The organism is Aeromonas sp. Y318-1 (assembly GCF_027706125.1).
Taxonomy (GTDB): domain Bacteria; phylum Pseudomonadota; class Gammaproteobacteria; order Enterobacterales; family Aeromonadaceae; genus Aeromonas; species Aeromonas hydrophila.
Genome location: NZ_JAPDCM010000001.1, coordinates 453,360 through 472,864 on the forward strand (window position 1 = coordinate 453,360; position 19,505 = coordinate 472,864).

Consider the following 19,505-nt stretch of genomic DNA (forward strand, 5'->3'; position numbering starts at 1 on the left):
TGAAGGAGAGAACATGAGCCAATCATCTTACGGCCCGCTGTTCGAGGCCCTGGCCCACTACAACGACAAGCTGCTGGACATGGCCAAGGCGCAGACCGAGCGCACGGCCCAAGCCTTGCTGCAGACCAATCTCAACGACCTCGGCCAGGTGCTGGAACAGGGTAGCCAGCAGCCCTGGCAACTGATCAATGCCCAGATGAACTGGTGGCAGGATCAGCTCAAGCTGATGCAGCACACCCTGCTCAAAAGCGCAGGCCAGCAGAGCGAACCGCTCATCGCCCCGGAGCGGAGCGATCGCCGCTTCAAGGCCGACGCCTGGAGCGAGCAGCCCATTTATGACTACCTCAAACAATCCTATCTGCTGACCGCCAAGCACCTGCTGGCTTCGGTGGATGCCCTCGAGGGGGTGCCCCAGAAGAGCCGGGAGCGGTTGCGTTTTTTTACCCGCCAGTACATCAACGCCATGGCGCCAAGCAACTTTCTGGCCACCAACCCGGAGCTGCTCAAGCTGACCCTGGAGTCTGACGGCCAGAATCTGGTGCGCGGGCTGGCGCTGCTGGCCGAAGATCTCGAGCGCAGCGCCGATCAACTCAACATCCGGCTGACCGACGAGTCCGCCTTTGAGCTGGGGCGGGATCTGGCGCTGACGCCGGGCCGGGTGGTGCAGCGCACCGAGCTGTATGAGCTCATTCAGTACAGCCCGACCACGGAAACGGTGGCCAGGACGCCGGTGCTGATCGTGCCGCCCTTCATCAACAAGTACTACATCCTGGACATGCGGCCCCAGAACTCCCTGGTGGCCTGGCTGGTCGCCCAGGGTCAGACGGTGTTCATGATCTCCTGGCGCAACCCGGGTCCGGCCCAGGCCGACATCGATCTCGACGACTACGTGGTAGACGGGGTCATCGCCGCGCTGGATGGTGTGGAGGCGGCCACCGGCGAGCGCGAAGTGCACGGCATCGGTTACTGCATCGGCGGTACCGCCCTCTCCCTGGCCATGGGCTGGCTGGCCGCCAGGCGCCAGAAGCAGCGGGTTCGCTCCGCCACCCTGTTCACCACCCTGCTCGACTTCTCCCAACCGGGGGAACTTGGCATCTTCATCCACGAGCCCATCATTGCGGCGCTGGAAGCCCAGAACGAGGCCAAGGGCATCATGGACGGGCGCCAGCTGGCGGTCTCCTTCAGCCTGCTGCGGGAGAACAGCCTCTACTGGAATTACTACATCGACAGCTACCTCAAGGGGCAGAGTCCGGTGGCGTTCGATCTGCTGCACTGGAACAGCGACAGCACCAACGTGGCAGGCAAGACCCACAGCAGCCTGCTGCGCCGGCTCTATCTGGAGAACCAGCTGGTGAAGGGAGAGCTCAAGATCCGCCACACCCGCATCGATCTCGGCAAGGTGAAGACCCCGGTGCTGCTGGTCTCGGCCATGGACGATCACATCGCCCTCTGGCAAGGGACCTGGCAGGGCATGAAGCTGTTCGGTGGCGAGCAGCACTTCATCCTGGCTGAATCGGGCCACATCGCCGGCATCGTCAATCCGCCGGACGCCAACAAGTACGGCTTCTGGCAGAACGACGCCGAGGCCACCAGCCCCGAGGCGTGGCTCGCCGGCGCAAGCCATACCCCAGGCTCCTGGTGGCCGAAGATGGCAGCCTTCATCCAGAGCCGGGAAGAGGATCCCGCCCCCCTTCCCGCTCGCATCCCGAGCGAAGGGCTGGAAGCGGCGCCCGGCAGCTACGTCAAGGTTCGGCTCAACCCGGTCTTTGCACAGACCCCCGAGGAGGAGCCCGCATGAGCACACTCCCCTTCGAGGTGGGCCAAAAAGCCAGACTGACCAAGCGGTTCGGGGCGGCAGAGGTCGAGGTGTTTGCCGGGTTGTCGGAGGATTTCAATCCGCTGCACCTGGATCCCGCCTTCGCCGCCACCACGCCGTTCGAGCGCCCCATCGTGCACGGCATGCTGCTGGCCAGCCTCTTCTCGGGGCTGCTGGGCCAGCAGCTGCCGGGCAAGGGCACCGTCTACCTCGGTCAGAGCCTCGCCTTCAAGCAGCCGGTGTTTGTGGGGGATGAGGTGACGGCAGAGGTGGAGATCATCGCACTGCGCAGCGACAAGCCCATCATCACCCTGGCCACCCGCATCCTGACGGCCACCGGCGCCATCGCCGTCAGCGGTGAAGCCGTGGTGAAGTTCGGCTGAAAAGGGTTTGCCCCATGATCTCAGTCAGCCCGGCCACAGCCGGGCTGACTGCTATGGTGTGTGCCCCAAAAATGGTCTTGCAAGCCACAATTGCCTGCCGACAGATGCCCTTGCCCTTTCCTTGACGGCCCGAACTGCCTAGAATAATCGCCCTGCTGTTTCAGCCATTCATCCACTAGAGGATTTCCCATGGAGACGTTTCTGCTCGAAGGCCACCCCTTCGTAGCCTTGTGCGACCTTATCAAACATCAGGGTTGGGCCGATTGTGGCGGTGCGGCCAAGGCGCTGGTCGCCGAAGGGCTGGTAGAGGTGGACGGTCAGGTCGAGACCCGCAAACGCTGCAAGATCGTGGCCGAGCAAGTAGTCAACTTCAACGGCATGAAAGTGGTCGTGAAAGCAGGCGTCAGCCCCGAGATCCTCTGATCTCGCTTGAATAAGGGCGCCGGTGCGCCCTTTGGCATTCAGCTGGCCTTGATCGACAGGGTCAGCACGAAGCGGGCCATCGCCTCATCTCCGTTCAGTGACGGGCAGGTGGCCACCACCTGGATGGGGCGGTTGATACGCTGACCGCTCGCCAGCGACTCGTCGATCATGGCGTCGATCTCCTCCCCAGCCGCGCAGTCAAACTGCACGTCCCCCTCGGGCCGTTTCAGAAACTCCCCCTGCACATCCTTGAAGGCGAAGTGTACCTTCTTGCGCCGCTGCCGCCCCTTCTCCATCACCAGCAGACCACCCACCAGATCGGCGCCGGTGGCCAGCGCGCCGAAGTACATGCTGCCCAGGTGGTTGCGGGTGCGCCAGCCAAGCGGAATGCGAATGCGCAGCGCCTTGGCGCTCATCTCTTCGATGACCGGGGCACAAAAACCAATAACGGGGATGTAGCGCCAGGCAAAGAGCCGCAGCGCCAGGTTGGCCTTCAAACGTTGCAAATCCATATGCGAACTGATCCGATGAGTTGATGTAAACAGCATGTTGCCAGCATGGCTGGCGTTCGACAAGGACGCGGATCACGCTTGCCACCATTTCACCACCCAAAAAAAGAGGGAACCGCACGGGTTCCCTCTGCTCATTCCTGTGGCGATCGATCAGGCTCGCTTCTCTTCCAGCCAGGCGCCCTGGCTCTGCATCTCGAACAGCTGTGCATAATGGCCGCCCAGCGCCATCAGCTCGCCATGAGTACCCCGTTCGTTCACCTGACCGCGAGAGAGCAGCAGGATCTCATCCGCATCGACGATGGTCGAGAGGCGGTGAGCGATGGCGATGGTGGTGCGACCGCGGCGCGCCGCCGCCAGCGCCGAAGAGAGGGCCAGCTCGGTCTGGGAGTCCACGCTGGCGGTCGCCTCGTCCAGAATGAGGATGCGCGGATCACCCACCAGCGCGCGGGCAAAAGAGAGCAGCTGGCGCTGGCCGGCAGAGAGGTTCTTGCCCCCCTCCTCCATCAGGGTGTTCAAACCCTCCGGCAGGCTCAGCACGAACTCGGCCAGTTGCACCTCGGTCAGCGCCTGCCACAGGCGGGCCTCGTCAATGCCGTCGCGGCCAAGGCGCAGGTTTTCCGCCAACGTCCCCACGAAGATAAAGGGATCCTGCTGGACCAGCCCGATGCTGCGACGCACCGCCGAGAGCGACAGGCTCGCCATCGGGTGATCATCGAAGCGGATGGTGCCCTGATCCAGCGGGTAGAAGCCCATCAGCAGGCTGATGATGGTGGATTTGCCGCTGCCGGTGTGACCCACCAGCGCCAGCATCTGGCCCGGTTTGGCGGTAAAGCTCACGTCACGCAGCACCTGCTGCTCACCATCGTAGGAGAAACCCACCCGCTCGAAACTCACCTGCCCCTTGAGCGGGCGCATCTCGCCCTCGGTGCTCTCGCGCACTTCATCGAGCAGGGCAAAGACCCGCTCCCCGGCCACCATCGCCTGCTGCAACTGGTTGAGCTGGTTGGTCATCTCGATAAGCGGCTCGATCATCCGTCCCAGATAGCTGATGAAGGCATAGAGCACCCCCACCTGGATGGCGCCCTCCGCACTCAACCCCTCGCGGGCAAACAGCGCCAACAGGCCGATCAGCACCATCATGTAGAAGAGGTCGATGAGCGGACGCAGCAGGATGCCGTTGATCTTGAGGCTCTTGAGGCGCGCCGCCCAGTGCTGCTGGTTCACCTCGGCAAAGGCGTTAGCGAAGTGGCGCTCCTGCACCATGGCCTGAATGACCGGCATCCCCTGCAGCGACTCATTGAGACGGCTGTTGATGTCGGAGAGCAGGCTGCGGGTCGCCCGCACCACAGGCACGCTCAGTTTCTGATAAAGCCACATCACTCCGCCCACCGCCGGCAACAGACAGGCGCACACCAGCATCAGCCGCAGATCCAGCAGCGCCATGGAGATGAGGATGCCGCACAGCAGCACCACCTTCTGCACCAACAGCCCGATCACCTGTACATAGAGGTTCATGATCGCCTCGGTGTCGTTGGTGATGCGCGAGATGAGCGAGCCGGAGCGATGCTGGTCAAAGTAGCGGGCCGGCAGCCGGATGGCGGTGGCAAACACCTGCTCGCGCAGCCGCTGCACCACCGCCTGGGCGATGCGGTTGAAACGCAGGGACTGCAGGTAAAAACCGGCCGCAGACAATACCTGCAAGCCGAGATAGCCGGCGGCGATGGCCGCGATGGCGGGCCACACCAGCTGGCGTGGCGCCAGATAGTCGTCGATGAACAGCTTGATGAGCAAGGGACCGGCCACTTCGGCGCCGGTAGCCAACAGCAGGCAGATCCCCGCCTGAATGAGCCAGCGTGGATAACGGGCGCAGTACCCGAGCAGTCGCTTGATGGTCGGGTTCACAGGCGCTCCTCCACGTCTTGTTTCAGCCGCTGATGATGAGGCCTCAGGCCGGCATACCAGCACTCAGGCTCAGCGCCACACCGAGTGAAGGCGCTCTTGATGAGTGGACTCACAGGCTCTCCTCCACGTCTTGCTCGAGACGCTGGTAACGCACCATATCCGCGTACCAGCCGTTGTGGGCCATCAGGGCGACGTGGCGACCCCGCTCACTGACATGACCCTCATCTAGCACCAAGATCTCGTCGGCCTGCTCCACCGCTGTCATCCGGTGGCTGACCAGGATCAGGGTACGCTTGTGGGCCTTGAGAGCGTGCAGGATCTGCTGCTCGGTGTGGGCATCCACCGCCGAGAGGGCATCGTCTAGCACCAGGATGGGCGCCTCCAGCAACAGGGCACGGGCGATGGCGAGCCGCTGTTTCTGGCCGCCGGAGAGGGTCACCCCCTTCTCCCCCACTTCGGTCTCATAGCCTTTGGGGAAACGGTTGATGTCGTCGTGCACGCAGGCGATGCGCGCCACCTGCTCAATCTCCTCCCGGCTGGCATCGGGACGGCCGAGGGCGATGTTGGCGGCAATGGTGGTGGAGAAAAGAAACGGCTCCTGCGGCACATAGGCAAACTGGCCGCGCAGCTCACCCAGCGCCAGTTGCGAGATGGGCACCTCCCCCATGCGGATCTCCCCCGTAGTGGGGTTGGCCAGTCGCATCAACAGCTTGAGCAGAGAACTCTTGCCCGCGCCAGTGCGCCCGACGATGCCCAGCATGCCGCCGGCTTGCAGGGTGAAATCCACATTGCGCAGCAGAGTGCGCTGCTCGAGCTGGTAGCTGAGCGCCGCGGCGCGCAGCGGAAAAGCTGAGGCCAGCGCTACCGGCTGGGCCGGCTCTTCGATGTCGCTGCGCTCGCCGAGCAGGCTTTCGATCCGTGAATAGGCGGCGCTGCCACGCTCGATGATGTTGAACAACCAGGCGATGGCGAACATGGGCCAGATCAGTTGACCGAGGTACATGGTGAAGCTGGTGAGCTCCCCCAGGGTCAACTCGTCACGCAGCACCAGAGCGCTGCCGCCGGCCACTGCCAGAAAGTAGGAGCAGCCGATGCAGAGGTAGATCACGGGATCGAACTTGGCATCGATGCGGGCCACCGCCATGTTGCAGGCACCCGCCTCCCGGGTCAGCTCGGCAAAACCGCGATCTTCGAGCGACTCTACCGCATAGGACTTGAGCACCCGCACGCCGGATAGCGCCTCCTGGGTCTTGTTGTTGAGCCGGGAGAAGGCACCCTGCGCCGCCTTGAACTCCTTGTAGATCTGGGTGCCGAAGCGGTTCATGAAGAACGCCATCACCGGCAACGGCAACAGGGAGAGCAGAGTCAGCTGCCAGGAGTACTGGCTGCACATGATGGAGAGCACCAGCACCCCGACGATGATGGAGTCCACCAGGGTCAACACCCCTTCCCCGGCGGTCATCTCCACCGCCTGGATGTCGTTGGTGGCATGGGCCATCAGATCGCCGGTTCGGTGGCGCTGATAAAAGTCCGGGCTCATGCGGGTGAAGTGGCTGAACAGCCGGTTGCGCAGCACATAGGCGAGCCGATAGGAGGCGCCAAACAGCATGACTCGCCACACATAGCGCAGCAGATAGATGAGCAGGCCAAGACCAAACAGCCCGGCCAGATAACCCGTCAGGGTTGCACTATCAAGGGACCCTTTGGCGATGCCATCCACCACCCAGCCCACCACCTTGGGCGGGATCACGGTCAACAGGGCCACCATCATCAACAGGCAGATGGCGATCAGGTAACGCCGCCACTGCTCCTTGAAGAACCAGCCCAGCCTTGCAAATACGCTCACGTAGATATCCTTTGTCGCGACCGGCCCAGAGCCGGCGCCCATCACGGGGAAACTCAATGCAATCGCCCCCGGCTGGGGGCGATACGAGGGGGTCATGATAGCCTGAAGCAAGCGGCTTGAGAATTATTGCTATTTCACCTGTTACAACAAGCGATCATCACGCTGTCCGAAGCCTGCGTACGGTGTTTCATGCTGCTCCCCGGTGAGCAGGAAGTGGGACACCTCCTCCCGGGTCAGACTGAACACCTGTTGCAACTGCTCCAGATCCTGCTCGGTCAGCTCCTCCTGCTGGCGCAACCGCCACTCCAGCTCACCGGCCATGATCTGCAGACGGGAGGCGGAAATATTGGCGGAGACCCCCTTGAGGGTATGCAGCAACCGGCAGGCGATATCGGGCTGCTGACGACGCAGGGCGGAGCGGATCTCCCACAGGTCATCCTTGTGCTCCGACATGAACAGCTTGAACAGGATCTGCAGTGCCTCCTTGTCCTGCTCCAGCCGCCTGAGAGCATCCTCCAGATCCAGCACTCCCATCAGGTCGGGCGGTTTCACCTCGAGCGGCACCCGCCGCTCGCCGCTGGCGCTCTTCACCCACTGCAGCAGGTTGTTGTAGAGATCGAGCTTGCTGACCGGCTTGGTGACATAGCCGTTCATGCCGACCCCGAGGCAACGTTCCCTGTCCCCCGGCATGGCGCTGGCGGTCAGGGCGATGATGGGGACATCGTGCTTGTCGACCATCTTGCGGATCTGGCGAGTGGCATCCAGCCCGTCCAGCACCGGCATCTGCAAGTCCATCAGAATCACGTCGAAGGGCTGCTCGGCCACCCGCTCGACCGCCTCCCGGCCGTTGCCCACCACAGTCACCAGAGCATCGACCCGGCGCAGGTATTCGATGATGAGCTGCTGGTTGACCCGGTTGTCCTCGGCCAGCAGTACCCGGATACCTTGCAGCAGCTCGCGAAAATGCTGCTGATCCCCCTGCGCCTCGGCCTGGCGGAACTGCTGATCGTGGGAGCTGCCGTTGAGCAGCTCGTCCACCTTGGCCAGCAGGGCATTTTCGGTCATCGGCTTGGGCAGGAAGTGGGTCAATCCCATGCTCTCCATCCGCCCATGCAGTCCCTCCTTGGCCCAGGCACTGGTCATCAGGATCGGCAGACGGCGCCACTGGCTGTGCTGATACATCTCGAGCGCCAGATCCAGCCCGTCTTCCTGCCCCATGCGCCAGTCCAGAATGGCCAGCCGGATATTCTGTCCCTCTTCTCGCAGCACCTGACGAGCCCGGGAGAGGCTGTTAACCGCCATCACCCTGGCACCGGCCCGGCCCAGGATATCCTTGGCCAGGTCCAGCACCAGCTCGTTGTCATCCATCACCAGCACCAGCGGCTGATGCTCGAAGAAGACCCGCCGCCCGGAGACGCCGTAGACCGCCTTGGTCATGGGGATCTCGAACTGGAAGACCGAGCCCGTTCCCGGCTTGCTCTGTACCGTGATCCTGCCCCCCATCAGTTCGACCAGACGCTGGGAGATGTTGAGACCCAGGCCGGAGCCGCCGTATTTGCGGGTATTGCCTGCCTCCAGTTGGGTGAAAGGCTGGAACAGCTGGGCCTGTTTCTCCTCGGCGATGCCGATGCCGGTGTCACGCACGCTGAAACGCACCTGCATGGGGTGCTGGTTGACCAGGGTGATAGCCACTTCCACCTCGCCCCGCTCGGTAAACTTGATGGCGTTGTTGACCAGATTGACCAGCACCTGGCCGAGGCGCAGCGGATCGCCGCGCAGAAAATCCGGCACGGCTGGCGACTTGTTGATAATGACCTCGACCTGCTTGCGCTCGGCCAGGTCGGCAAACATGCCAGCCAGCGAGTCGATCTGCTCGCTCAGATCGAAGTCGATCTCCTCCAGGGTCAGCTTGCCGGACTCCACCTTGGTCAGATCCAGAATGTCGTTGATGAGCAGCAGCAGGGTATCCGATGAGGATTTGATCTTGCTGAGATAATCTCGCTGCTGCTGATCCAGCTCAGTCTGCAATGCCAGCGAGCTGAACCCGATGATGGCGTTCATGGGGGTGCGGATCTCGTGGCTCATGTTGGCCAGAAAATCGCTCTTGGCCTGGGCCAGCAAGCCGGTCTGGCGCGACAACTCGCTCAGCTTCTGGTTGCGCCGCCACAGGGTCACCGCCACCAGTCCGAAACAGAGCATGGCCCCCCCCAATACCATCAGATAGAAGCGGCTCTTGAGGGAGGAGGCCTGCTCCATCTTGCTCTGCTTCCAGAGTGACAGCCCCTCCAGTTCGTGCATGTCGATCACCTGGTTGCGCAGCACGTGGTACTCCACCACCTGATGGCTGACATCCTCGCTCAGCTGGGCCAGCCCCGCCACTTCGGGATTGGCAGGATAGGCCGTCTTGAGGCGTCGCTGCAGGGCCTGCAGCCGCAGTTGCTCGCCCTTGTCCCAGCTACGTTTGAGGTAGTGACTGAGCTGTGCCAGCTCGGTCAGGTCGATGGCAAGCGGAGAGTCTGCCGGCAAGGTGGCCAGCAAGCCGTTGAGCTGCTTTTGAAAAGGCTGCTCTATGTACTCGATCGCCATCTCCATGGAATAAAGCTTGGCCAAGTCGAGCAAATAGCTGTCGATGTCATGCAACAGGGATTGGGAGTGAGGATTGTCGGCAGAGTCGGGATCGTTGCGCACCTGGCGCACAAAACTGTCGAGGTTGCTCGACAACTGGTTGAGACGTTGCTGTACATTGCCGTCATTGGCCTTCTCGCGGCCAAGCAGATAGACGGTGTCGGTATTGACCCGGTTGAGGATCAACTCTGCCGCAACGCTGAGTTCGGAGGCCTTCTGCTGCTGGCTGAGCAGCTGCCAGCAATAGCCGGAAAACCCCAGCAGCGATACGATGATCAGGCTAAGCACAACACGATTGACCCGTGTCACATTATTCATCCCGTCTCGATTCTCATGTCATGGCCACGTATCCACCGACATCATGTCGACGCAGGATCACTGGCTGTGAAAGATAACTGGCGACTATGTTACCGTTACTCTGCCCTGTCAGTGCAATAAGATGTTGCAGGGCTTATGTATACAGGAATCAATTATGTCATTTATCACTACCTATTGTAGCCATTGCTTCACCAGGAACCGCCTGCCTGAAGAAAAAGTGGATTCAAACGCGAAATGCGGCCGCTGCAAGAGCGGGCTGTTCACCACCAGCCCGGTCAACGGCCAGGAGCAGCAGTTCGATACCCTGATCCAGTCTGACATCCCGGTCGTGGTCGACTTCTGGGCCAGCTGGTGCGGGCCATGCCTTCAATTTTCACCTGTTTTTCAACAAGTTGCCAGTGAACTTGAACCAAGACTCCGCTTCGTCAAGGTCGATACCGAGCAACAAGCCGCCATTGCGGCCCGTTACGCCATTCGCAGCATTCCCACCCTGATGGTCTTCAAGCAGGGCAAGATGGTGGCACAGCGCAGTGGCTCCCTTCCTCCCAGTCTGTTCAAGGAGTGGTTGCACAGCTTCATCTAGGCCACAAATGATACCAATATGTTTAATTTGTGTTTATTTAATGTTTTCATTTGCCTTGACTCTGTGAGTCCCGGCATGCTTTGACCAGTTCCCCCTGTTTCAAACGGGGGGATGAATGTAATCTCGGCAACACAACAACAACCATAAATTAACCGAGAGAACAATATGCACACATCTGCAGTACCCTCCACTACCCCATCACGCTGGCTGGACATCAAATCCGGGATCGTCATCCTGGATGTGTTGCTGCTCTGTGCCATGCTGGCCTGGCTCCCCTTTGACCCCAACATCAACAAGGGGCTGGGGATCCTGGTCTTCATCGCCATCCTCTGGCTGACTGAAGCAGTCAACATCACCATCACGGCTCTCTCCATCCCGGTACTTGCCACCCTGCTCGGGGTCTTTGACATGAGCAAGTCCCTGACGGACTTCGCCAACCCGGTGCTGTTTCTGTTCTTCGGCGGCTTTGCACTGGCCGCCGCACTCTCCAAACAGGGGCTGGATACCCAGATCGCCGCCAAGGTGATGCAGCTTGCCAGAGGCCACCTCGGCTGGGCCGCCATCGTGCTCTTCACCATCACAGCCGCCCTCTCCATGTGGATCAGCAACACCGCTACCGCCGCCATGATGATGCCGCTGGCCCTCGGCATGCTGAAAGGTATCGATGCCCACAAGGAGCGACGTACCCTGGTCTTCGTCCTGCTGGGGGTCGCCTACAGTGCCAGCATCGGCGGCATCGGCACCCTGGTCGGCAGCCCGCCCAACGCCATCGCAGCTGCCCAGATGGGGCTGGGTTTCACCGACTGGATGAAGTTCGGCATCCCGGTGGTACTCATCTTCATGCCAGTGGGCATCGGCCTGCTTTATATGGTGACCCGTCCCAACCTCTCCCATCAGGTCAGCACCGAGAAGGTCACCATCCAGTGGACCGGTCAACGCAAGATCACCCTGCTCATCTTCCTGACCACAGTACTGCTGTGGATCGGCTCCCAGCCCATTGCCAAGGCAATGGGGGGCATTCCCCAGTTCGATACCCTGATCGCCATGGGCGCCATCGTGGCCATTGCCATCAGCCGGGTGGCCAGTTGGGATGACATCAACCAGAACACCGACTGGGGCGTGCTGATGCTGTTTGGTGGCGGTCTCACCTTAAGCGCTATCCTGAAGCAGACCGGAGCCAACGCCTTCCTGGCGGAGCACCTCTCCAACGGTCTGGCCACCATGCCGATCTTCATCATCCTGCTCTGTCTGGCCGCGTTCGTGGTATTCCTGACCGAACTGGTCTCCAACACCGCCACCGCCGCCCTGCTGGTGCCGCTGTTTGCCGGGGTAGCCCAGGCGCTGGGTGTATCGCCCATCGTCGTCTCCGTGCTGATCGCCGTCGGCGCCTCCTGCGCCTTCATGCTGCCGGTGGCCACCCCGCCCAACGCCATCGTGTTCGCCAGCGGCCATATCAAACAGCGTGAGATGATGCGGGCCGGCCTGGTGCTGAACCTGGTCTTCACCGTCATTCTGACCCTGCTCGCCTACTTCATGGGTGACATACTGCACTGATATGCCGAGTACCAAGGCCCCTGACGGGGCCTTTTTGTTGGCTCTTCTGTATGCAGTCTCTGCCAGACGGCCCCCTGCTCACCCGTTCACCACCTTTGAACAGCCACTGTTCTCAGCCAAAAGAGCCGTATGGTGAAGGTAGGTGTTTGACGTTTTCTCTTGTGCTCTCTTTTCCGCAATCCCCCATAACCAAAACCGCCCACGCAAAATAAAAAACCCCCGCATAGCGGGGGTTTGCTGATTCACCATCTGATCAGCCGATGCTGCAGGGTTTCAATTGCCAGATGCGATCCACATAGTCCTGGATGGAACGATCGGAGTTGAACTTGCCCATGGTGGCCGAGTTGATGATGGCCTTCTTCGCCCACAGGGCCGGATCCCGATACCAGCTATCGATCAGCTTGTGGGCTTCCGAGTAGGAGGCGAAATCTGCCAGGGTCAGGTAGGGATCCCCCCCTTCCAGCAAGGAGCGCTTGATGGAGGAGAGCTCGCCCGGACGACCCGGCGTGAAGTAGTCGGTATCAAACCAGTCCAGCACGGCCTTGAGCTCGGAGTTGGCATAGTAGAAGTCGTACGGGTTGTAGCCGCGCCCCTTCAATGCCTTCACCTCGTCCACGTTCAGACCGAAGATGGCGCAGTTCTCGGCTCCCGCCTCTTCGGCGATCTCGATGTTGGCGCCGTCCAGCGTACCGATGGTGATGGCACCGTTGAGCGCCATCTTCATATTGCCGGTACCGGAGGCTTCATAGCCGGCGGTGGAGATCTGCTCGGAGACATCAGCCGCCGGGATCAGCTTCTCGGCCAGGCTCACGCGGTAGTTCGGCATGAACACCACTTTCAGCTTGCCCTGGATGCGCGCATCGTTGTTGACCCGTTCCGCCAGCTTGTTGATGGCGTAGATGATGTCTTTGGCCAGCTTGTAACCGGGCGCCGCCTTGGAGCCGAAGATGAACACCCGCGGGTGCATGTCATAGTCCGGGTTGGCCAGCAGGCGACGATAGAGCGCCATGATATGGATGAGGTTCAGCTGTTGGCGCTTGTACTCATGCAGGCGCTTGATCTGGACGTCGAAGATCGCCTCCGAGCTCACCTCGATGCCGGTTTCGGCCTTGATCACCTTGACCAGCTTCTCCTTGTTGTGGCGCTTGATGGTCATGAACTGCTGCTGGAATGCCTTGTCGTCAGCAAACTTGACCACGCTACGCAGCTTGTCGAGCTGCAGCGGCCACTCTTTGCCCACCACTTCATTGTACAGCTCGGCCAGTTCCGGGTTGCAGGCCAACAGCCAGCGACGCGGGGTCACCCCGTTGGTGACGTTGCACATCTTCTGGGGCCACAGCTCGGCATACTCGGGGAACAGGTCTTCCTTCACCAGCTTGGAGTGGATCTCGGCCACGCCGTTGACCTTGGAGGAGCCGATGACGCACAGGTTGCCCATGCGCACCTTGCGCACATCACCCTCTTCGATGATGGAGAGCTTGGCCTTGATGGCATCGTTACCCGGCCACTTGGGCTCCACCAGCTCGCTCAGGAAGCGGGCGTTGATCTCGTAGATCACCTCAAGATGACGGGGCAGCACCTTCTCGAACAGACTGACCGACCACTTCTCCAGCGCTTCCGGCAGCAGGGTGTGGTTGGTGTAGGAGAAGACCTGATAGCTGATGGCCCAGGCCGCGTCCCAGGTCAGCCCCTCTTCGTCCACCAGCACCCGCATCAGTTCCGGGATGGCGACGGTGGGGTGAGTATCGTTGAGCTGGATGGCAATCTGGGCGGCAAAGTTGCTGAAGTCAGCGCCATGCACCCGCTTGTAGCGACGCATGATGTCCTTGATGGAGCAGGCACAGAAGAAGTACTGCTGGATCAGGCGCAGCTCTTTGCCCGCATCGGTCTCATCGTTCGGATAGAGTACCTTGGAGATGGTCTCGGCCTGGGCTTTCTCCGCCTGGGAATCGATATAGCCACCGGCGTTGAACACGTCCCAGTCAAAGAACTCGGAGGCGCGGGATTCCCACAGGCGCAGGATGTTGACGGTATGACCGCCAAAACCGACCACCGGGATATCCCAAGGCACCCCTTTGATCTTACGGCCAGCGTGCCACACCTTCTTGAGGCCACCGTTGTCACCAAACACGGTCTCGACATAGCCATAGAGCGGGATCTCCTGCACGGATTCCGGGCGGCAGATCTCCCAGGGGTTGCCATATTCACGCCAGGAGTCGGGGCGCTCAATCTGGCGACCATCCTGAATCTCCTGACGGAACAAGCCGTGCTCGTAGTGGATACCATAACCGACCGCCGGGTAGTTCAGGGTCGCCAGGGAATCGATGAAGCAGGCGGCCAGACGGCCCAGACCGCCGTTACCGAGCGCCATGTCGGGCTCTTGTTCACACAGGTCGGTCAGCTCCAGACCGAGTTCACCCAGCGCCTCTTCGCAAACTTTGTATAGAGAGAGGTTGTGCAGGTTGTTGGAGGTCAGACGCCCCATCAGGAATTCAGCAGAGAGATAGTGAATCGCACGAGTATCTTTCTTGAAGTGAGTCTGCTGAGTGCGGGTCAGGCGCTCGTACACCTGTTCGTTGACGGCGGCTGCGGTCGCTTTCCACCACGCTTCTGGCGAGGCTTTCTGTTCGCTTGTACCCAAGGTAGAACGCAGGTGACGCACGATACTCGCCTTGAGCTGATCTTTATCCAGTTGGAGATCCTGGTCTGTCTTCTTCTTGGTAGCCATAAACCATTTCCTTCGTTACAGAATAATAAATTGTTATCCCATCAGGGACCGGCGCTGTTGTTATCTCAGAATATGTTCCGGCGTGGGCATACTAGCTAAAGCCGCTGGTTTAAAAGTTAACGCAAGTCACACTTTAACGCATAAAAATGACAGTTCAAGCTTGAAAACCCTTTCCTGAAACCTACCATTATGAATCTTTAATTTCATTAAAAATCATACAGTTAATGTCTTCATGAAAATATAAATACGTGAATAGGTTTTCAATGATTGCCAAGTGCTGAAAATCCTTGAAAATAACTGAAAATTCAGCGCACATTGAAAACGATTTCAATGTGCGCTGTTCATGAAAAGCAAAGGCCAAGGCTGTGCGGTTGATTTCTGCGGGTCAACCATGGGCCTTGAACTGGTTGCTCATAGGGTCATAGTGATAGCCTATCTGCAATAAGCGGGTAGCCAGCTGATCCTCCGTCATGTCGTAGTAGGCCAACAACTCTTCCAGCCCGTCACACTCCAGCCGCAGCTTCTCATTGATGATCCCGAGCAGGATATTGGCATCCAGTCGTTGCAAGGTGCTGACGTCCATCTCATCTCTCCTCTGTGCAAGACATACTGTATAACCATGGGCGTCCCCTCCTGCTTTGTCCATAGGCTAAAAAACACCCACCGCCAACATCAAATAAATAACCTTTACAATCAATAGCATAGATTCAATTACTGCCAATTCGATCACATTTTAGTGCACAAATGGCTTGTCACTGGCATCAACAGCAACTACTGTATGTGTATACAGCATGGTTATTCATACAGGACAAACATATGAGCCAGCCCATGAGTCAGTACCCGATCACCACCTCAGCCGGTATGAGCAATCCCTGGCCCACCCGGCATCAAGGCAACATGGATGATGAGCGTTATAGCGCAACGATTGCCCATGAAGCCCCGCTGCTTGATGAGCTGGTGAGACTGAGCCATGGCGATACCGGCTGGATCCTGTTGATCGCGCCACCCGGCCTGCCGGTAGCCAAGCAGTTGCAGGCTCAAGGGATCAATCCCGCCAGGGTGTTGGTGGTGCACAGCCCCAAGATCAAAAACTGGCAGCGGACGCTGGAACAGAGTCTGGGCAACGGCCGCTGCGCCGCCGTGCTGACCTGGCTACCGGAGCAGGTCATGCTGGATCGCGCCAAGTTGAGCAAGTTGGGACAACGCTGCGGGGTTCTGACCCGTTTCTTCGAGCCGGCCGCATCCTCTCCTGTCCACAGTGGTTCACTGGTCTATGGCGGGCAGGATGTCTATCTCAACCACTGACTGGTGCCAAGAGTGTGAGGAGGCGCCTTGTAGTATGAGCTGGAGAGTTGAACGGGCTTTTCGGTTGGCGCTGAACAGCCCAGCGATCACTCAGTGACAAGAGCCCTGCAGCCATCAGGCAAGTGCCTGCCGACAGACGGAAGTGGAGGCCGGAAAACCCCTCGCACCGAGCACAGTTGGCAGTTGGCAGTTGGCAGTTGGCACTCATGCGACTGCACGCAGGCCAAAAGAGAAGGCGACCCTGGGGTCGCCTTCGTTCTGTCTGTTATGACGGCTGCTGTATGGCGGCTACATTCATGACGGTCACGTGCCGCGTCAGTTCACGTTGAGCCTCGAAGAAAGCCTCAAGACCGCGAGTGAACAGCCATCAAACAGCTTTCGCTCACGCCAGCTTGCCATCGAGCTCGGCAATCTTGGCGGACCAGTAAGCCGGGCCTGTCTCATGAATATTGTTGCCCTGAGAGTCCACCGCCACGGTCACCGGCATGTCTTCCACCTCGAACTCATAGATGGCTTCCATACCCAGATCGGCAAAGGCCACTACCCGCGCCTTCTTGATGGCCTTGGCCACCAGATAGGCGGCGCCGCCGACGGCCATCAGATAGACAGCCTGGTGCTGCTTGATGCTCTCGACCGTCTTGGGGCCTCGCTCGGATTTGCCGATCATGCCGATGAGGCCAGTCTCACCTAGCATCATGTCGGTGAACTTGTCCATCCGGGTGGAGGTGGTCGGGCCGGCCGGGCCGACCACTTCATCACGCACGGCATCGACCGGGCCGACGTAATAGATGAAGCGGTTGGTGAAATCGACCCCTTCCGGCAGCCCCTCGCCTTTTTTCAGCATGTCGGCAATGCGTTTGTGGGCAGCATCGCGACCGGTCAGGATCTTGCCGGAGAGCAGCACGGTATCCCCGCTCTTCCAGCTGGCAAGCTCTGCCTTGGTGATGCCGTCGACATTGACACGGCGCACGTTGCCGCCGGCCGAGCGGGTGATCTCCGGCCAATCTTCCAGCTTCGGCGGGGTCAGCTCGGCCGGGCCGGAGCCATCCAGTTCGAAGTGCACGTGACGGGTCGCCGCGCAGTTGGGGATCATCACCACCGGCTTGGAGGCCGCGTGGGTCGGCGCAGATTTCACCTTCACATCCAGCACGGTAGTGAGACCGCCGAGCCCCTGGGCACCGATCCCCAGCTTGTTGACCTTGTCATAGAGCTCGACCCGCAGCTTCTCTTCGGTGGTCTCCGGACCACGGGCGATCAACTCCTGGATGTCGATATGCTCCATCAAGGCTTCTTTGGCCAGTACGGCCGCCTTCTCGGCAGTACCGCCGATGCCGATCCCCAGCATGCCCGGTGGACACCAGCCGGCGCCCATGGTCGGCACGGTTTTGAGCACCCACTCCACCACGTCGTCGGAGGGGTTGAGCATCACCATCTTGGACTTGTTCTCGGAACCGCCGCCCTTGGCCGCGATGCTCACTTCCACCTTGTCACCCGGGATCATGTCGATGTGCACCACGGCCGGGGCGTTGTCCTTGGTGTTCTTGCGACTGCCGGCAGGGTCGGCCAGCACGGAGGCGCGCAGCGGGTTGTCCGGATTGGTGTAGGCACGGCGGGTGCCCTCATCCACCATCTCCTGCACCGTCATGTCGCTGTCCCACTGCACCTGCATGCCGATCTTGACGAAGCAGGTGACGATGCCGGTATCCTGACACAGGGGGCGATGCCCTTCGGCGGACATGCGGGAGTTGATCAGGATCTGGGCCAGGGCGTCCTTGGCGGCCGGGTTGATCTCGCGGTCATAGGCAGCCTTGGCGGCCTGCACGAAATCGAGGGGGTGGTAGTAGGAGATGTACTGCAGGGCGTCGGCGATGGAATCGATAAAATCCTGTTTTTTAATGATGCTCATATCATCCTCACTGGTCCTTGTCTCCGGCGCGATGCAGAGCAAGGGCTTCCATATGAGCCGTGCTTCGGTGGGGTGGTGCCAGGCGACTTGCCTGTCGGCCCGATAAGACAACGGCGTGTTTTTTCTAAAAATTCCGGCGGCTATGATACGCTTGCCACCCCCGTACCGGCTAGGGAGCAGGCTGTAAACTGTTGCCTGTGTAACAAAAAATGAAACCAACGCTGCATATCCACCATTTTGATCACCAGACGGCGCTCCATGCCCTGTTCGCACGCCTTCATCATCTGCCCTGGGCCATGTTGCTGGAATCCGCCGGCCCGCTGGGAGCAGACAACCGCTTTGACATCATCACCGCCGATCCGCTGGCCACTTTGCAGACCGAGGGAGCGCTGACCCGCATCGCGCAGGGTGATCAGCACGAATCCCGTGAAGATGATCCGTTGACGCTGCTGGCCCAACGCCAACACGCCCTGCTGGGAGAGGTCATCAATCAGGCGACGCCCCTGCCCTTCATCGGCGGTGCACTCGGCCTGTTTGGCTATGATCTGGGCCGCCGTTTCGAGCGTTTGCCGTGCCTGGCCGCCCGTGACGTGACCATCCCGGACATGGCGGTCGGCATCTATGACTGGGCCCTGCTGCGGGACGTGGCAACGGGCCAGTGGCAGCTGGTGCACTGGGGCGATGAGGCCGGCCTTGCCCGCCGCCTGCAGTGGCTTGAGGCGCAGCAGGCAACCGCCACTGAGCCCTTTGCCTTGCAGGGAAGATGGCAGAGCAACATGAGCCGCGCGCAATACGGTGACAAGTTTGCCAAGGTCCAGGCCTATCTGGCCGCAGGGGACTGCTATCAGATCAACCTGACCCAGCGCTTCAGCGCGCCCTATCGGGGCGACGAGTGGCAGGCCTATCAGGCGCTGTCCCAAGCCAACCGCGCCCCCTTCTCAGCCTTCCTGCGCTTGCCGCAGGGCGCCATATTGAGCCTCTCCCCCGAGCGTTTCCTGCTGCTCGATCAGCGCCATATCGAGACCAAGCCCATCAAGGGCACCCGCCCGCGACTGGCCGACCCGGAGCAAGATCAGGCCAGTGCCCTGGAGCTGGCTGGCGCCGACAAGGACAGATCGGAGAATCTGATGATCGTGGATCTGCTGCGCAACGACATCGGCCGAGTGAGTCGACCCGGCTCGGTCAGCGTACCCAGCCTGTTTGCGGTAGAGTCCTTTCCGGCGGTGCATCACCTGGTGTCTACCATCCACGGCGAGCTGGACGCTCAGTGGCAGGCGGTGGACCTACTGCGCGCCTGTTTCCCCGGCGGCTCCATCACCGGCGCCCCCAAGATCCGGGCCATGGAGATCATCGAAGAGCTGGAGCCCCAGCGGCGCAACGCCTACTGCGGCAGCATCGGCTATCTGAGCCAGCACGGCCGGATGGATACCAGCATCTGCATCCGCACCCTGATCGCCGCACAGGGCCAGCTCCACTGCTGGGCCGGTGGCGGCGTCATTGCCGACTCCGAGGTGGACGACGAATATCAGGAAACCTATGACAAGGTGGCCCGCATTCTGCCGCTGCTGGACACACTGCGTTGAAAACCTGACAAAATGGATCAC

14 protein-coding genes are annotated in these 19,505 nt (G+C 60.5%); 7 read left to right on the forward strand and 7 right to left on the reverse strand.

The window, feature by feature from the left end; all coding sequences use genetic code 11:
* Nucleotides 1–13: 13 nt before the first annotated feature.
* The 3 genes from OKB87_RS02035 to ybcJ all read left to right on the forward strand — a co-directional run bounded on the left by OKB87_RS02035 (nt 14) and on the right by ybcJ (nt 2,622).
* Entirely contained in the window at nt 14–1,798 is a 1,785-nt protein-coding gene (locus OKB87_RS02035; protein WP_270826276.1) for a class I poly(R)-hydroxyalkanoic acid synthase, read from the forward strand.
* Nucleotides 1,795–2,199, forward strand: coding sequence for a MaoC family dehydratase (locus OKB87_RS02040; protein ID WP_076360855.1), 405 nt, complete (start codon nt 1,795–1,797; stop codon nt 2,197–2,199). Before OKB87_RS02035 ends, OKB87_RS02040 begins: the two co-directional genes overlap by 4 nt.
* A 189-nt stretch (nt 2,200–2,388) precedes the next feature.
* The gene (gene ybcJ, locus OKB87_RS02045) at nt 2,389–2,622 is read left to right on the forward strand and encodes a ribosome-associated protein YbcJ (protein ID WP_194759638.1); all 234 of its coding nucleotides are present in this window, start codon (nt 2,389–2,391) and stop codon (nt 2,620–2,622) included.
* Between the two features lie 38 nt (nt 2,623–2,660).
* On the opposite strand, the gene OKB87_RS02050 is transcribed toward ybcJ, so the two are convergent.
* The 4 genes from OKB87_RS02050 to OKB87_RS02065 all read right to left on the reverse strand — a co-directional run bounded on the left by OKB87_RS02050 (nt 2,661) and on the right by OKB87_RS02065 (nt 9,825).
* Entirely contained in the window at nt 2,661–3,134 is a 474-nt protein-coding gene (locus tag OKB87_RS02050; RefSeq protein WP_005300417.1) for a DUF4442 domain-containing protein, read from the reverse strand.
* A gap of 150 nt (nt 3,135–3,284) precedes the next feature.
* Nucleotides 3,285–5,036 carry an ABC transporter transmembrane domain-containing protein gene (locus OKB87_RS02055; RefSeq protein WP_270826278.1) on the reverse strand — a complete coding sequence of 584 codons (1,752 nt, stop codon included), beginning with the start codon at nt 5,034–5,036 and terminating at the stop codon, nt 3,285–3,287.
* Between the two features lie 109 nt (nt 5,037–5,145).
* Nucleotides 5,146–6,882, reverse strand: a complete 1,737-nt coding sequence (locus tag OKB87_RS02060) for an ABC transporter transmembrane domain-containing protein (protein ID WP_270826279.1) — start codon at nt 6,880–6,882, stop codon at nt 5,146–5,148.
* 141 nt (nt 6,883–7,023) lie between these two features.
* Nucleotides 7,024–9,825 (reverse strand): response regulator, encoded by a 2,802-nt coding sequence (locus OKB87_RS02065; protein WP_118881321.1) that lies wholly within the window; start codon nt 9,823–9,825, stop codon nt 7,024–7,026.
* A gap of 154 nt (nt 9,826–9,979) precedes the next feature.
* Between OKB87_RS02065 and trxC the strand changes: the two genes are divergently transcribed.
* Nucleotides 9,980–10,408 (forward strand): thioredoxin TrxC, encoded by a 429-nt coding sequence (trxC, locus tag OKB87_RS02070; protein ID WP_076360860.1) that lies wholly within the window; start codon nt 9,980–9,982, stop codon nt 10,406–10,408.
* 165 nt (nt 10,409–10,573) lie between these two features.
* Complete coding sequence (locus tag OKB87_RS02075) at nt 10,574–11,962, forward strand: SLC13 family permease (protein ID WP_270826280.1); 1,389 nt, start codon at nt 10,574–10,576, stop codon at nt 11,960–11,962.
* A gap of 253 nt (nt 11,963–12,215) precedes the next feature.
* On the opposite strand, the gene OKB87_RS02080 is transcribed toward OKB87_RS02075, so the two are convergent.
* Nucleotides 12,216–14,690, reverse strand: a complete 2,475-nt coding sequence (locus OKB87_RS02080; protein ID WP_041217444.1) for a glycogen/starch/alpha-glucan phosphorylase — start codon at nt 14,688–14,690, stop codon at nt 12,216–12,218.
* A 385-nt stretch (nt 14,691–15,075) separates the two neighbouring features.
* A complete protein-coding gene (locus OKB87_RS02085) occupies nt 15,076–15,273 on the reverse strand; it encodes a DUF4250 domain-containing protein (protein ID WP_005300391.1) in 198 nt (65 codons plus the stop codon).
* Between the two features lie 233 nt (nt 15,274–15,506).
* Between OKB87_RS02085 and OKB87_RS02090 the strand changes: the two genes are divergently transcribed.
* Complete coding sequence (locus OKB87_RS02090) at nt 15,507–15,995, forward strand: cell division inhibitor (protein WP_167825033.1); 489 nt, start codon at nt 15,507–15,509, stop codon at nt 15,993–15,995.
* 382 nt (nt 15,996–16,377) lie between these two features.
* Here OKB87_RS02090 and OKB87_RS02095 read toward each other — a convergent pair whose 3' ends face one another.
* Complete coding sequence (locus tag OKB87_RS02095; protein ID WP_024944465.1) at nt 16,378–17,901, reverse strand: fumarate hydratase; 1,524 nt, start codon at nt 17,899–17,901, stop codon at nt 16,378–16,380.
* A 296-nt stretch (nt 17,902–18,197) separates the two neighbouring features.
* On the opposite strand from OKB87_RS02095, the gene pabB reads away from it, so the two are divergent.
* Entirely contained in the window at nt 18,198–19,484 is a 1,287-nt protein-coding gene (gene pabB, locus OKB87_RS02100) for an aminodeoxychorismate synthase component I (RefSeq protein WP_270826369.1), read from the forward strand.
* Nucleotides 19,485–19,505 lie beyond the last annotated feature (21 nt).